Source organism: Nonomuraea sp. NEAU-A123, assembly GCF_018603905.1.
GTDB lineage: Bacteria > Actinomycetota > Actinomycetes > Streptosporangiales > Streptosporangiaceae > Nonomuraea.
The window spans coordinates 59,852-73,754 of record NZ_JAHFZZ010000025.1; the positions used below are offsets into that span (position 1 = coordinate 59,852).

General features: G+C 70.6%; 11 protein-coding genes. 5 read left to right on the forward strand and 6 right to left on the reverse strand.

Going from position 1 to position 13,903, the window contains the following annotated elements; all coding sequences use genetic code 11:
- Positions 1-46: 46 nt before the first annotated feature.
- The 5 genes from KLK06_RS48120 to KLK06_RS48140 form a co-directional block, all read right to left on the reverse strand.
- Positions 47-2,407 carry a helix-turn-helix domain-containing protein gene (locus KLK06_RS48120; RefSeq protein ID WP_250907173.1) on the reverse strand — a complete coding sequence of 787 codons (2,361 nt, stop codon included), beginning with the start codon at positions 2,405-2,407 and terminating at the stop codon, positions 47-49.
- Entirely contained in the window at positions 2,380-2,949 is a 570-nt protein-coding gene (locus KLK06_RS48125; RefSeq protein ID WP_214642472.1) for a flavin reductase family protein, read from the reverse strand. The genes KLK06_RS48120 and KLK06_RS48125 overlap by 28 nt, the downstream gene beginning before the upstream one ends.
- 77 nt (positions 2,950-3,026) lie before the next feature.
- Positions 3,027-3,803, reverse strand: a complete 777-nt coding sequence (locus KLK06_RS48130; protein ID WP_214642473.1) for an SDR family oxidoreductase — start codon at positions 3,801-3,803, stop codon at positions 3,027-3,029.
- A gap of 108 nt (positions 3,804-3,911) precedes the next feature.
- Complete coding sequence (locus KLK06_RS48135; RefSeq protein ID WP_214642474.1) at positions 3,912-4,751, reverse strand: SDR family NAD(P)-dependent oxidoreductase; 840 nt, start codon at positions 4,749-4,751, stop codon at positions 3,912-3,914.
- Positions 4,752-4,980: 229 nt separating this feature from the next.
- On the reverse strand, positions 4,981-5,832 hold the full coding sequence (locus tag KLK06_RS48140; RefSeq protein ID WP_214642475.1) for a helix-turn-helix transcriptional regulator: 852 nt from the start codon (positions 5,830-5,832) through the stop codon (positions 4,981-4,983).
- Positions 5,833-5,957: 125 nt separating this feature from the next.
- On the opposite strand from KLK06_RS48140, the gene KLK06_RS48145 reads away from it, so the two are divergent.
- The 5 genes from KLK06_RS48145 (at position 5,958) to KLK06_RS48165 (ending at position 10,814) form a co-directional block, all read left to right on the forward strand.
- Positions 5,958-6,800, forward strand: coding sequence for a helix-turn-helix transcriptional regulator (locus KLK06_RS48145; protein WP_214642476.1), 843 nt, complete (start codon positions 5,958-5,960; stop codon positions 6,798-6,800).
- A 150-nt stretch (positions 6,801-6,950) separates the two neighbouring features.
- Entirely contained in the window at positions 6,951-8,342 is a 1,392-nt protein-coding gene (locus KLK06_RS48150; RefSeq protein ID WP_214642477.1) for an amidohydrolase family protein, read from the forward strand.
- Positions 8,343-8,419: 77 nt separating this feature from the next.
- A complete protein-coding gene (locus tag KLK06_RS48155) occupies positions 8,420-9,109 on the forward strand; it encodes an Atu4866 domain-containing protein (protein WP_250907174.1) in 690 nt (229 codons plus the stop codon).
- A 149-nt stretch (positions 9,110-9,258) separates the two neighbouring features.
- Positions 9,259-9,807 carry an NADPH-dependent F420 reductase gene (locus tag KLK06_RS48160; protein ID WP_214642478.1) on the forward strand — a complete coding sequence of 183 codons (549 nt, stop codon included), beginning with the start codon at positions 9,259-9,261 and terminating at the stop codon, positions 9,805-9,807.
- Positions 9,808-9,896: 89 nt separating this feature from the next.
- The gene (locus KLK06_RS48165; RefSeq protein ID WP_214642479.1) at positions 9,897-10,814 is read left to right on the forward strand and encodes an aminoglycoside phosphotransferase family protein; all 918 of its coding nucleotides are present in this window, start codon (positions 9,897-9,899) and stop codon (positions 10,812-10,814) included.
- A 116-nt stretch (positions 10,815-10,930) separates the two neighbouring features.
- Here the strand turns inward: KLK06_RS48165 and KLK06_RS48170 are convergent, their stop codons facing one another.
- The gene (locus KLK06_RS48170; protein WP_214642480.1) at positions 10,931-13,864 is read right to left on the reverse strand and encodes a DUF6493 family protein; all 2,934 of its coding nucleotides are present in this window, start codon (positions 13,862-13,864) and stop codon (positions 10,931-10,933) included.
- Positions 13,865-13,903 lie beyond the last annotated feature (39 nt).

Consider the following 13,903-nt stretch of genomic DNA (forward strand, 5'->3'; position numbering starts at 1 on the left):
CGCGGCCCGTCCACGCAGAACAGGACGCAGAAGTGGCGCGGAACGGTCAGGGCGCGGCGTTCGGCAGGTCGCGGCAGCGGCTGCTCGCATCGGCGTCGCCGAGGGCCTCGTACACCTCGGCCGCCCGCGCATAGGCATCGCGGCTCTCGCCGGTCCGGCCCTCGTCGGCCAGCAAGGCCGCCAGTGTCTCCAGGGAGCGGGCCTGCGGGACGGGCACCTGCGCCTGCTCCATGAGGCTGATCGCCTCGGTGAGCTTGGTGATCGCTTCGGTCCGGTGGCCGAGCGATCCCAGACATTCGCCGACGCGAGCAAGCGCGATCGGCCGGGTGAACGCCGCGACGCTCGGCGTCATCCCCGACCGGTCGTCGTTCAGCAGGGTCAACAGGTCGAGGTACCGCTCCAGCGCCTCGGTGTAGCGTCCGGCGTCGCGAAGGCACGTGCCGAGGGCGCCCAGACACTGGCCGTACGTATCGATGTCGCCGATGGCCTTGAACATCTCCGCCGCCTGGGTCTCCGCCTCAGTGGCCTCATCGAGCCGTCCGAGCCGGCGAAGCGCGCCTCCCGCGGCGTGGTGGGCCGAGGCGATCTGCGCCGTGGCGCCACTGCGGGTGGCGAGGTCCATCGCCTGGGCCGTGTACCGCAGTGTGGTCTCCGGGTCGTCTCGCGGCAGCAGGTGGACCCAGGCCAGCGAGTTCAGCTGCCGGGCCTGCCGGGCCGGATCGCCCAAGGCGGCGGCGGCCTCGGCGCCGAGGGTGAAGACCTCGTGCCAGTGCGGCGCGTGCATCCACCGGTCGGAGAACCAGTACATCGACTCGGCGCAGTCGAGGACCGCGGAGTGCCGGCCGCCACCGGCCGCCGTCCGCAAGGCACCCAGCCAATTGTCCACATTCGCGCGCAGCCAGTGGTCGGCCTCTTCTGGGGAGGACAGGTCGGTGTCAGGCCGGTCGGGACTGCCGTACGCGGGCTCGAACCACCGTCCGGCGGTGGTGGCCATCCGCAGCAGCCACGACGTCATCGTCGCGGCGATCGTGTCGCGATCGGCCGCGGGTTCCTCCGCGTGCAGCTGATCGCGGGCGAACAGTCGTACCAGATCGTGGAAGCGGTAACGACCCGACCTGCTGTCCTGCAGCAGACCGAGATCGACGAGCTCGTCCAGGGCGTCCCAGGCGTCCTCGACCGAGACGCCGCCGAGCACCGCCGCGAGGGCTGCGTCGAAGTCCCGGCCGGGCACCAGGGCCAGCCGGCGGAACACCCGCTGCGCGAGCACCGCGAGCTGCTCATAGGACATCCCGAACGCGGTCGCGATCTTGAGGTCACCGGCTCTGAGCTGATCGAGGCGCCGCTCCTCGTCCGCCAATCGGTCCACGAACGCGGCGGCCGGCCAGCTAGGCCGACTGACCAGCCGATTCCCCACGATCCGCAAGGCCAGCGGCAGGCCACCACAGAACTGAGCAAGCTCGCCGATCGCCGCCCCGTCATCCAGGGAACCACGCTTCGCCAAAATCCCGGTCAGCAGCTCGGCTGCTTCCGCCGACGGCAACGGGCCCAGACTCAACCGGTGCACACCCTCCAGACCGGCCAGCAACCGCCGGCTCGTGGCGAGCGCTCTGCTGGGGCCGCCACCCGGGAGGATCGGGCGTATCTGCTCCTCCGACCCGGCATTGTCGAGCACGACCAGAACGCGGCGCTCCCGCAACAGCGACCGGTACAACGAGGCGCGGTCAAGCGGGTCGTGGGGCAGGTGCCGCTCGGCGGTGCCAAGCGCGCGCAGGAGTTGCGTCAAAGCGTCCTGCGCGGACAGCGGCCGAGAGGACATGCCGAACAGGTCGACGAAGAACACTCCGTCCGGGAAGTTCGGCCGCAGCACGTGGGCGGCGCGGACGGCCAACGTCGTCTTGCCCAGCCCGGCCGCCCCGGTGATGAGGGCGACGCCGGCGGCACCCGGCGACTCGGCGGCGTTCACGAAGTCGTCCGTCCAGGCCAGCTCGGCGGCACGGCCGGTGAAGTCGTCAACCGATCGCGGCAACTCACACAGACCGGTCGGACGCGCCCAGTGATCCCTCAGGCGGCCCTCTCGGGCCAGGTCGATGAACTGCTGATGATCGTCCTCCCCAAGCGAGAGCGCCTGCGCCAAGGCGGTGACCGTCCGATGCTGCGGGCCTGTGCTGCGCCCACGCTCCATGTCCGACAGAGTCCGGGCGCTGACTCCGGATGCCTCGGCGAGCTGTTCCAGAGTCAGACGCGCCGCTTGCCGATGCTGACGCAGCAACTCCGCGAAGCTGGGCGGGGTAGAGATGGGTCGCTCCTCCTCATGACCGGCTGAAGGCAGCTCCGAGCTTACGGTCCAACGCTGCCCAGCCCAAGGGCCGCGAAGTGCCCTTACTGGTCGCGCGTCAGGTATTGCCATTTGGTCATGCGGTGCCGCAGGTCGAGGGTGTCGGCGTTGGCGGAGAAGGTGCCGTCGCCACGATGATGGAACTCGCCCGCTCCTCGTTTGCCGGCATCGAACCAGGCGCGCTCGCCGCGGAGAATCCACAGGTTGTAGTCGTCGACGAGCCTGTCATCGGCCACGGTGCATTCGATGTTGGCGAAGCACTCCTGGACGAGAGGCGCCCGAGCGACAGCCGCAGGTGCGGGAGTGAAGCCGAACTTGTCCCATTTGTCGACGTCGCGGCCGGAGATGTTGCCGACGTCGGTGACCTGTTCGGCCAGGTCGATGGAGGGGATGGCGATGACGCACTCGCCGGTGGCGCGCAGCGCGTCGTAGCTGTGGTCCCACGGGCCGAGAATCAGCCCGATGAGGGCCCCGTGCGCGATCGGCATGTTGAAACCGTTGGTCATCAGGTTGGCGCGCTCGCCGTCGAAGGTGGACACCATGATGACCGGCCCGGGCTCGATCAGCCGGTGCACGAGGTCCAGCGGGTATTCGGAGAATCCTGTGGGGCTCATGTCGGGCCTTTCCTTGTGCGCGAGTGGGGGCCGATGGCTGGTCGGTGCTCAGCCATCGGCCCCCCTTCCCAGGGCTGCTAGATGGCCTGGGCGGTGGGCAGGATGGTGATCTCGGTGAGGTTGACGTGGCGGGGCACGGCGGCCATGAAGGCCACGGTCTCGGCGATGTCACTGGACTGCAGGACGTCGACCTGCTCGATCAGGTCGGCCATGAGCTTGCTGGCGTCGGGGTCGGTGACGTGGTCGGGCAGTTCGGTGTCGACCATGCCGGGCTCGATGGTGGCCACGCGGATGTTCTTCGGGCCGAGCTCCACCCGCAGCAGCCTGGTGAGGTGGCTGATGTAGGCCTTCGTACCGGAGTAGATCGAGAACTTCTCCAGGATCCGGGTGGCGGCGATAGAGGAGGTGGTGATCAGGTCGGCCGGCCTTCCCGCCTCGGCGGCGGTGCTCAGCTGTGGCAGGAAGGCGCCGATGACGTTCATCACGCCGGTGATGTTCAGGTCGATCTGACGTTGCCAGTCGTCGAGTCGCAGCTCATCGATGGCGGACACCAACTGGACACCGGCGTTGTTGAAGACCAGATCCGCCCGCCCGAGCTGCTCGGCGACCTGGTCGGCGGCGGCGTGGACGGCTTCGCGGTCGGTGACGTCGACGGGCAGCGCCATGGCGACACCGCCGGCGGCTTGGATGCTGTCGACGAGTGTGTCGAGCTTGTCCTTGCGCCGGGCCATGACGGCGACCTTGGCGCCAAGCTGGGCCAGGCGCTGCGCGGTGGCGGCGCCGATGCCGCTGGAGGCTCCGGTGACCACGGCCACGCGGCCGGCGAGCGGAGTGCCGGTGAGCAGAGCAGACATGAGTCGTGCCTTTCTTCTGACAATTGCCTTCGTGGGATTGCCTTCGTGGGATCGGCGACAGTCGGCAGTGGCGTCTGGCGCCGCAGATGAGCTCAGCTGATGCGCGGGTCAGGCGGCGTCGTCGTGCGCGGTGGCCGCCGACTTGTCCCGCCAGGCGTTCAGGTCGTCGTGGATCTGCTCGAGCTTGACCTGGAGCCGATCGATGGTGTCGGGCCCGAGGTACAGGTGCCGGGGCAGGATGGTCTGACCGGTGACCTCGTAGATCAGGGCCGCGCTCTTGACGGGGTCGCCGAGCTGGGTGTGGTTGGCGTCGTCGACCCAGTCGAGGGTGACGTGCGCGGGGGTGCCGTCGTAGTCGGCGATCCGCTCGCGCGCCAGCGACAGCGAGCTGGCGTCCAGGAAGTCGGTACGCAGTACGCCCGGTTCGACGACCATGGACTGGATGCCGAACGGCGACATCTCCGCGCCGAGGGCTTCGCTGATCCCGGCGACGGCGAACTTGGAGGCGCTGTACAGGCTGACTCCGGGCTCGCCTTCGAATCCGGAGCGCGAACCGATGTTGACGATCTTTCCCGAGCCCCGGCGACGCATACCGGGCAGCACGGCCCTGGTCATGTTGATCAGGCCGAACACGTTGAGGTCGAACAGGGAGCGGGTCTCGTCGTCGCCGATCTCTTCCAGGGCGCCCAGCAGGCCGCGGCCGGCGTTGTTGACCAGCACGTCGATGCCGCCGAAGCGGTCTGTCGCGGCCTGGACGGCGGCGGGGATGGCGCCGCTGTCGGTGACGTCCAGGGCGACGGCGAGGACCTGGTCGGAGTTCTGCAGGTCACCGGGCAGCCGGTCAGGGTTGCGCACGGCGACGACCACGTTGTCGCCGCCCTTGAGCGCGGCTCGGGCGATCTCGGCGCCGAGCCCACGGGAAGCGCCGGTAATGAACCACGTAGTCATGATGTCGTCTCTTTCCTTGGCGTGTCTCTCGTCGAGAGTTCCGGCGGAGTCGGCTCCCGTCGCTGACAGATCCGAGTCTGTGCAGCTCACGGGCGGGGATGAAGGCCGGGACTTTCCTGGGAGGAACACACCTAGGAAGGGAACGTCGGGTGAAGGCCGGGCTCGAACCGGAGGCGGTACGAGCTGGGCGTGCTTGGGCCACCTCTCTGACGCGGTGCGGTGGGAGCAGTCAGATGGCGTCGTTGTGGTGCAGCGTCCTCGCCGTCACCCGCGCGGCTGAGGCGCGCAGTTGCTCGAACGCGGCCGCGGTCGCCGAGGCGGGCTGGGCCTGGTAGACGACGAGTTGCTGGTGCGGGGCGCCGTTGACGGTGAAGGCGGAGAACTGGATGTGCAGGTCGCCCACGCGGGGGTGCCGCAGGTGCTTGCCCTCCTGCGTCTTCGACTTCACCTCGTGGCGGGCCCACAGCTCGGCGAACGCGGGGCTGGCCGAGCAGAGCTCGTCGACGACCTGATTGACGCGCGCGGACTCCGGGTCGTGGCCGAAGGCGGCCCGCAGCTCGGCGACGCAGGAGTGCGCGGCCCGCTCCCAGTCCCGATAGAACTCCCGCCCTGCGGGGTCGGTGAACACCATGCGGGCCAGGTTGTCGGTGGCGGCGAACCCTTCGTGCAGGGCGGTGGCCATCGTGTTGGCGGCCAGGATGTCCAGAGCGGGGCCCAGCACGAACGCCGGCGAGGTGGGCCAGCTGTCCATCAGCTGCAGCAGTTGCGGGCTGACATGGTCGTCGGCGGCGGCTCGGCGCTGAACAGGCGGCCGGATCAAGCGGTGAAGGTGCTCGGTGGCCTCCTCGTCCAGGCTCAGGGCGCGCGCCACCGCCTCGACCACCTGCGGCGAAGGGCTCGACTCCCGGCCCTGCTCGAGCCGCACGTAGTAGTCGCTGCTCATGCCCGCCAGCATCGCCACTTCCTCGCGGCGCAGGCCCTTGACCCGGCGCCGCCCGTACTCCGGCAGGCCGACGTCCTGCGGTTTGAGAGCCTCGCGACGGGCTCGGAGGAACTCTCCCAATGGCGTGCTTTGCGACATTTCGTCAGGCTAGATGACAAATGCCCGATGAGCCATGACATGAATAGGTGGTGGTGGTTTCCTAGGAAAAGTTCGCCCTGGCGGTGGTGATCCCTTTGCCGCCGCTCTCGCCTAGCCTCGGTGCCATGGACGGTGCCGACATGAGCAACGCCTTGGGGCAGTTCCTACGCCGCCACCGCGCGTTGACACGCCCTGAGCAGGCAGCGGGCCGCCGCCAGGTGCCCGGGCTACGCCGTGATGAGGTCGCCAGGCTGGCCGGGCTCAGCACCGGCTACTACGCGCGCCTGGAGCAGGGCAGGCAGCGACGCCCCTCGTGGCAGACGGTGGCCACCCTGGCGCGGGCTCTGCGGCTGGACGAGCCGGCCGCGGCCGAGCTGTACCGGCTGGCCCGTCCGGCCGTCCGCCGCCAGCGCCCGGCGCGCGTAGAGCGGGTAGCCCCCGAGGTGCTCCGGCTCATGCACGGCTGGACGGACGTCCCCGCCTACGTTCTGGGCTGGTCGCAGAACGTGCTGGCGCGCAACCCGCTCGCCGGTGCCCTGCACAGCCGGTTCGCCCACGACGACAACATGCTGCGCATGATCTTCCTCGATCCCGCAGGGCGAGAGTTCTTCCGTGACTGGAGCGAGACGGCCCGCGCGGCCGTGGCCGACCTGCGCGAGATCGCGCTCAAGGCGCCCGACGAGCGCGGCCTGGCCGAGCTGGTGGGCGAGCTGGCCATCAAGAGCCCGCAGTTCCGGCGCTTGTGGGCGGAGCGGAAGTCCGGAGAAACCTTTCGCCGCACGATCCGGCTCTCCCCCCCGGAGGTCAACGATTTGCGCCTGAGCAGGGCGGTCTTCCTGATCGCCGGCGCGCCCGGCCAGCGCCTGGTCACCTACCAGGCCGAGCCCGGCTCGCCGTCCGCGGACGCGCTGGCCCTCCTGGCGACCCTGGCCGCGTCGGATCTCGGCGAGCGCGGCCCGTCCGTGTAACTCCAGACGGTCGCACCCGCGCTTTACGCGTCTTCCATCCTAGGCATGGCACTCCCAGGAAATCAGCGGCCTTCTTCGCCCCCGGCGACGTGGACAGACTCGGATCTGTCAGCGGCGGAACCCCGCCGCAACCCACGGATAGAAGGCCCCATGAACGCCGACACGACCCTCGACCAGCTACGCCGCCAGGACACCGATCGCGACCGGCGCGTTCTGCTGACCGGCGCCACGATCGTCACCATGGATCCAGATCTCGGCGTTCTGCCCAAGGGCGATCTGCTCATCCAGGGCAGCACCATCGCCGCCGTCGCCCCTGACCTGCGCACCGCCGGCGCTGCCACGGGCGCGGTCGTCATCGACGCCACCGGCTCCATCCTGGCCCCCGGCTTCGTCGACACCCACCGGCATGCCTGGGAGGCGCAGCTGCGCAGGATCATGCCCGACGTGAACGACCTCGGCGAGTACGTCATGTCCACCCTGTCCGGCATCGCTCCCGCCTATCAGCCGCAGGACATGTACATCGGGACGAAGCTCGCCGCCCTGACCGCCATCGACAGCGGCATCACCACGATGCTCGACTTCTCCCACAACTCCCGCACCACCGCCCACTCCGACAGCGCCATCCAGGCCCTGATCGACACCGGCATCCGAGGTGTGCATGCCTCCATGCGGCCGCACTTCGGAGACTGGGACGGCCAGTGGCCGGCTGACCTGACCCGGCTGCAGGACAAGTACTTCGCCTCCGGCGACCAGTTGCTCACGCTGCGCCTGGCCACCCTGGCCACCGATGAGATCGCCGGCCCCGATCTCGCCTACGGGCCCGCGCTCGCCCGCGTCGCCCGCGAGTTCGGCATCGGCGTCAGCGTTGACGCCGTCTTCGGCATCCCCTCCTCGCGGGCCATTCTGCGCTGGTCGGCCGATGGGCTGCTCGGCCCGGACGTGACGCTCATCCACAGCACCGGCTTGACCGCCGACGCCTGGCGGGCCATGGGCGACTCGGGCACCACGGTGTCGCTCGCCCCCACCTCCGACGCGCAGATCGGCCTGGAGACCGCGGTCCCGGCCGTCGACGAGGCGCTCGCGGCCGGCATCCGCCCCGGGCTGAGCATCGACGTCGAAGTGGCGCTGGCCAGCGACATGTTCACGCAGATGCGCGCCTTGCACGCGATCCAGCGGATGCGCGCCGTCAATGCCGCCTACGGCGCCGGCGCCACCCCCGTTCGGATCGGCGTGGCCGACGTCTTGGACTTCGCGACCCTGCAAGGTGCCAGAACCGTCGGCCTCGGCGACGTCACCGGCTCACTCACCCCCGGCAAGCAGGCCGACGTCCTCATCGTCGGCGCCGAGGACCTCAACAACATGCCGCTCAACGACCCGATCGGCACCCTCGTTCTCGGCTCAGACCCGCGCAACATCCAGGCCGTCTTCATCGCGGGCCGAGTGCGCAAGTGGGCCGGCACCGTCCTCGGCGTCGATCTGGCCGAGCTGGGTCAGGATGTGCGCGAGTCCCGCGACCGCGTCCTGCGCGCCGCCGGTCGCTGAACGCCCTTTCCGCCGAGTCGTACGAGCCGCGACCGAGCTCGATCACCTACTCGATCACTGAAAGAAAGTGTCTCGACATGCGCACTCCGGAACAGCTCAACGTCATCAACAACGACAACGTTCGCCCCCTCCTGCTGACCGGCGGCACGGTCATCAGCATGAACCCGATGCTGGGTGACTGGGCACAAGCCGACATCCTGATCGGCGGTCCCACGATCGTCGGTGTCGGCCCCGGCCTGCTCACCGCCGCCGAGGACGACGGGATGATCATCATCGATTGCGCCGGCCGTCTCGTACTGCCCTCCCGCGCCGACTTCACCGACACCGGCACCACCGGCACGCTGACCCCGGGCAACCGCGCCGACATCGCGGTGATCAGGATCGCCGACCCCGAGAGCGCCCCGGGCGGCCCGGCCATCGCCCGCGACGGCCATCTGGACGTTCTCCTGCACGACGGGCGCGTGACGGTATGGGACGGACACCCGGCCAGTGACCCCCAGCCCGTCTCCGAGACCGCGCCGCCTGAGGCCGGCGCCGACCACTCCTACCTCGGCCTGTGGGTGGATGAGAACGACTTCGTCCGCCAGCGGCTCCTGCCCGACGGCCGCTACGACGAGGCCCGCGGCGACCGCCCCAGCGCCTACCAGGGACGCTACTGGATCAACGGAACCCGTATCGACTATCTCGACGACCTGGGTTTTTGGGCCTATGGAGAATTCCGGGACGGCGAACTGCACCACGCCGGCTACCGGTTCACCCGCCACTGACAGCCACGACCATGAAGACAATGTTCACCATGCTGACCGCCGCGTGCTCTACCGGCAGCCGTACCACAGCTGATCTGTCCTGGTGGACCGTGAAAGGATCTGAACACCGGCCCGAGGGGTCGTGGTCAGGCAACCAGACAGGGGCGCTCATGAAGGTCGTCACGGTGGGTCGGGGCCGCATCGGCGGTGGGCTGGCCGGGATCTGGTCGAAGGCTGGACACGAGGTCATCACCCTGGGCCGTGACGGCGGTGACGGATCGGCGGCCGACGTGGTCCTGATCGCCGTGCCCGGGTCGGCGATCGCGGCGGCGCTGGCGAACGTGACCGGCATCGCCGGCAAGGTGACCATCGACGCGACCAACGCCTACGGACAACGCTCCGCCCCGTTCGCATCCCAGGCGCACGAGATCAAGTCCATCATCGGTGGGCCGACCGCCAAGAGCTTCAACACCAACTGGGCGGTGATCTACGACCAGATCGGACAGCAGCGGGTCCGCCCGAGCAACCTCTTCGCAGCCGACCCGGACGCTCGGCAGGTCACCGAGCAACTCATCGTCGACGCCGGCTTCGACCCCGTCTATGTCGGGGACTTGGAGCACGCCCGCATGCTGGAAGACCACCTTCCGCTCATCCAAGCCGTCGCCTCCGCCGGGCTCGGACCCTTCTTCTACCGCATGGCCGGCCCCGGACAACTCTGATCAACATCGACATCCGGGGTGCGCCCGCGCCTTACTCCCCCTCCAGTAGTCGGAATGGGCGGGTGGCCATCCGGCTACTGTTGCTCCGCATGACGCACACCGAGATCGAGATCACCGCGGAGTTGGTGCGGGATCTGCTGCGCGACCAGCACCCCGACCTGGCCGATCATCCGGTGAGGCTCGGCGCGCGCGGCTGGGACAACCAGCTATGGAGGCTCGGCGACGACCTCGCCGTCCGGTTACCCTGGGCGACGCAGGACGCGGACGAGCTGCTGCGTAAGGAGCACACCTGGCTGCCGGCCCTCGCCCCGCGCCTCCCGCTGCCGGTTCCCGTCCCGCAACGCCTCGGCGAGCCCTCCGCGCTGTTCCCGCGCCCCTGGATCGTCACCACCTGGGTGCAGGGCGAGCCCGCCGACCGCGCCCCCGTCACGCGTGGCGCAGAGGCGGCCGACACCCTGGCCGCCTTCCTGATGGCACTTCACCAACCTGCCCCCGATGGAGCCCCCGCCGGCCGGGACCGCGGGGGGCGGTTGGCCGCCTACTCCGAGGACTTCGTCAAGGGGCTCGCCTCGGCCACCGAGATGGGGCTCATCCCTGACCCAGACGCCGTCCGCGCGGTTTGGGAAGACGCCGTCGCCGCGCCTGATTGGGCAGGCCCAGCGCTATGGCTCCATGGCGACCTGCATCCGGCCAACGTCCTCACCGCGGACGGCACGATCTGCGGCGTGATCGACTTCGGCGACCTCTTCGTGGGCGACCCGGCCAGCGACCTCGCTGCCGCGTGGAATCTCCTGCCGGACGGCACCGCCGACCGCTTCCATTCCGCCTACCAGCCGTCCCCGGACGCCGCGACCCTGCGCCGCGCCCGCGGATGGGCGGTGCGACGCGCCCTCGGCGGCATCCGCATCGGAGAAGCCGGCGTTCGCGGCCGCCCAGGCGGCAAGGCCACATGGGGCCCACCTGCCCAGGCGGCACTGCGACGTCTCATCGCAACGGCCCATCGCTGATCAATCGCTTCCCCACGCGCTCGGATACCTTCGCGCCGGTCCGGGCCACAGGTATCCCGGCAGGCGCCGGCGAGCTGGAGTGGATCACGGGCAAGAGTTCATCGGGTCGTGAGATGTCATGCCCGGTCGAGGTGCTCGTCCAACCGGCGGGCCGCGCGGACGAGCCCGCTCGACCCCTTGCGGGCGGCGATCCCGGCGACCTCGGGGATCGTCCCGCGCCCCTCGGCCCAGCGGGCAAGGCAGACGGCGAGCTCCAGGGCCCGGGTATGGGCGGAGCTGCCCCGCTCCCCCGGCCCCGGCAGGAACACCGGCAGCAGCCCGCGCATGATCGCCCAGGCCTCCCGGTGCGCTCCCTTGCGCGCTATGTCCTCCAGGCCCGCGCAGACCTGACTCATGGGAATCCCGATCCTGCGCACGCACAGGCCGAGCTGCCGACCGCACTCCTCGGCGGGCAGGCACTTGGCGGCGGCTGCCCGCAGCAGCAGCTCCCGGCAGCGTTCGGCGTGCCAGCCGCGCTCAGCCAGCAGCATGCCGAACAGGAGCGCCATCCCCTCCCCCACGGGGCCGTCCTGGTAGCACAGCGCGGTCACGTACGTGTGCAGGTAGCCCGGGTGCTGCCAGCTGTGGACCAGTTGCGGGATGAGCTGCATGGCCACCGCCTCCCGGTCGGAGGGCAGCATCAGCCGCACCGAGGCCAGATTGCCGCCGGGCACACTCCAGATCGTGGAGGGCGGGTCGGACAGCAGCGCGTCCACCAGCGCCATCCCCGTCGGCTCCAGCCAGACGACGGCGCGTGGGAAAGGCGCCGGCCACCCCCGAGCCCCCAGGGGCGCATCGGCCGGCGGCCATTCCAGCCGCGTCTCGGGTTCGGGCCGCTGCCTCAGCCAGCGCTCCAGCGCGGCGCCCGCCTCGGAGTGGCGGGCCAGCCGGCCGGCACGGGCGCTCACCTCGGGATCCACCTCGCGTGGCAGCCGCAGCAGCGCCTGCTGCAGGTCGGCGGGCAGAGGCCGTACATCCGCCTTCTGGTAGCCCTCGATACGGTCGGCCAGCTCGGCGGGGTCGATGTGGCCGGAGATGCGCGTCGGGGTGGCCAGGAGGTACGGCGGCAGCGTCCCTTCCTTCAGCGCACTGTGGATCTCGGCGCAGCGCAGGAGCACGGCCCAGTACGACGGTGATACCCGCTCTCGGTGGGGCAGCCGTTCGTGCGGCTTGGCCTCCTGCGGACTCGGCTCGCGTTGGCGCACCGTGGCCAGGAAGACGCGCTCCCCTTCCGGTCGTGGCCCGGCGAGGCTCTCGGCGTCCGGAAGAGTGAGGCCCAGCGCGCCCAGGCTTGCCGCGAGGTTGTGGAGCACGCCCGGGGCGAGAGGACCGGAACGGGCCGTGGTGCCCCGACGCGGTTCCCCTCCGGGATTGGTGGCCTCACGCAGCAGCGCCTCGGTCCAGTCGGTCAGGTTCGACCACTCCTGTCGGGTGTACAGGTCGGTCGAGCGGAGCGGATGCTTCCTGTTGTGGGGATTGCGGACGAAGCCGTCGAGCCACCGATCGAGCGCGTATTCATGATGGAGCTGGTCGAAGGTGTCGGCGAGGTCTTCGATCGGGCCGGGGAAGGACCGGCGGCTCGGCACACTGAACACCGGCAGCTCGACGGCCTCGAAGCCGCCGGGATCGAAGGAGCCGGATTCGGAAGAGCTGGGCGGTGTCGCGGTGGCGCCGTAGGCCTCGGTCAGCCGGGCTGCCAGATCCGGGGGCAGCGCGCCCGCCGCCTCCCGTACCGCTTCGGCTCCGACCGGCGTGAACCGTCCCGCGTGCTTGACCGCCAGCCGGACCGACCGCTCCCTGACCTCGTAGGACTCGCACAGGAAGGCCGAGGCCAGCGCGGGCGCCAGGTGGTCGAGGTCATCGCCGGCCGCACGAGCGGCCTGGTCGAGCAGGGTGAGCCCGGCGCGCACGAGCTTGCCCTCGGGGCGGAACAGGAGCGCCGCCACCGCATCGTTGACGTCCTCCCCGCTCAGCCCACCCTCCCCGCTCAGCCCACCCTCCCCGCTCGGCCCGCCGACGCCGCGCAGCTGCCGCAGGGCCAGCTCGGCGACCGGACCCGGCGCGGCGGGCAGCAGGCGCAGGTAGTCGCGCACACGTTCCGGGCTGTGCCGGGGCTCCAGCAGCTCGTGCAGGCGCACGAAGAACCGCAGGTCCGTCGCGCTGCCGCCGCGCAGGAACCGGCGCACGCACCCGTCGACCAGCGCCTCCCGCTCGATACGCCCGCCGTCGGCCAGGTCGCGCAGCGCGTGCAGCCAGGACCGGCGGCCGTCCTGCCCCTCCTCTCCCCGGTCGTCGCGCAGCACCCGGCCCACACCCTCGGCTTCGAAGAGCCGCGGGATCAGGTGCTCGGCCAGCGGATCGCCTTGGAGGTCTGGCGTTGTGGACACCCAGGCGGCCACCAGCGGCTCGTGGTCGGGAAGCGGGGATCCGGTGCGGCGCAGCAGTTCCAGCGCCAGCGCGACGGTGCCGTCCGCCCCCTGCCGGCGGGTGCCGCGCAGACGTCCGGCCACGCGTACGGCAAGGTCGGCCTGCCACTCGGATGGGCGCGCGGCGATGACCCGCAGCAGCGGCTCCAAGGGGAGGCCTCCATTCCGGTCGGCGAAGTCGCGGCGGAAGATCCAGGTGGCGACCGCGGCCGCGCCGCCCAGCGTGCCCGCACCCGCGACCAGCATGGGGGCGATCCAGTCGTCGCGCATCGTCCAGTCGACGCCGCGGTGGTGGGCGTGGTAATTGCCCGTCGACCACCACCGCTGGAACGCCTCCTCCTCGGACAGGCCGCGGGCCACCTCAGCCGCGATGAACGTCTTGCGACCCCGTTCCTCCTCGGCTGTGGCCTGTTCCCGTAGACGGTCGAAGCGCTCGTGCGTGGCCTGCCGCGCAGAGCCGATGTGGCGGGGCAGCCGACGGGCCGCCTCGCGGCACCCGGCCGCATCCAGGCGTAACACCTCATCGGCCGTCCTGGACGCGTCACCCGCGCCGACGGCCTCCGCCACGCGCTCCCACCCGCTCACGCGCCCACCCCCGCGAGGCCGTCACGCCGGAGGGCGCGG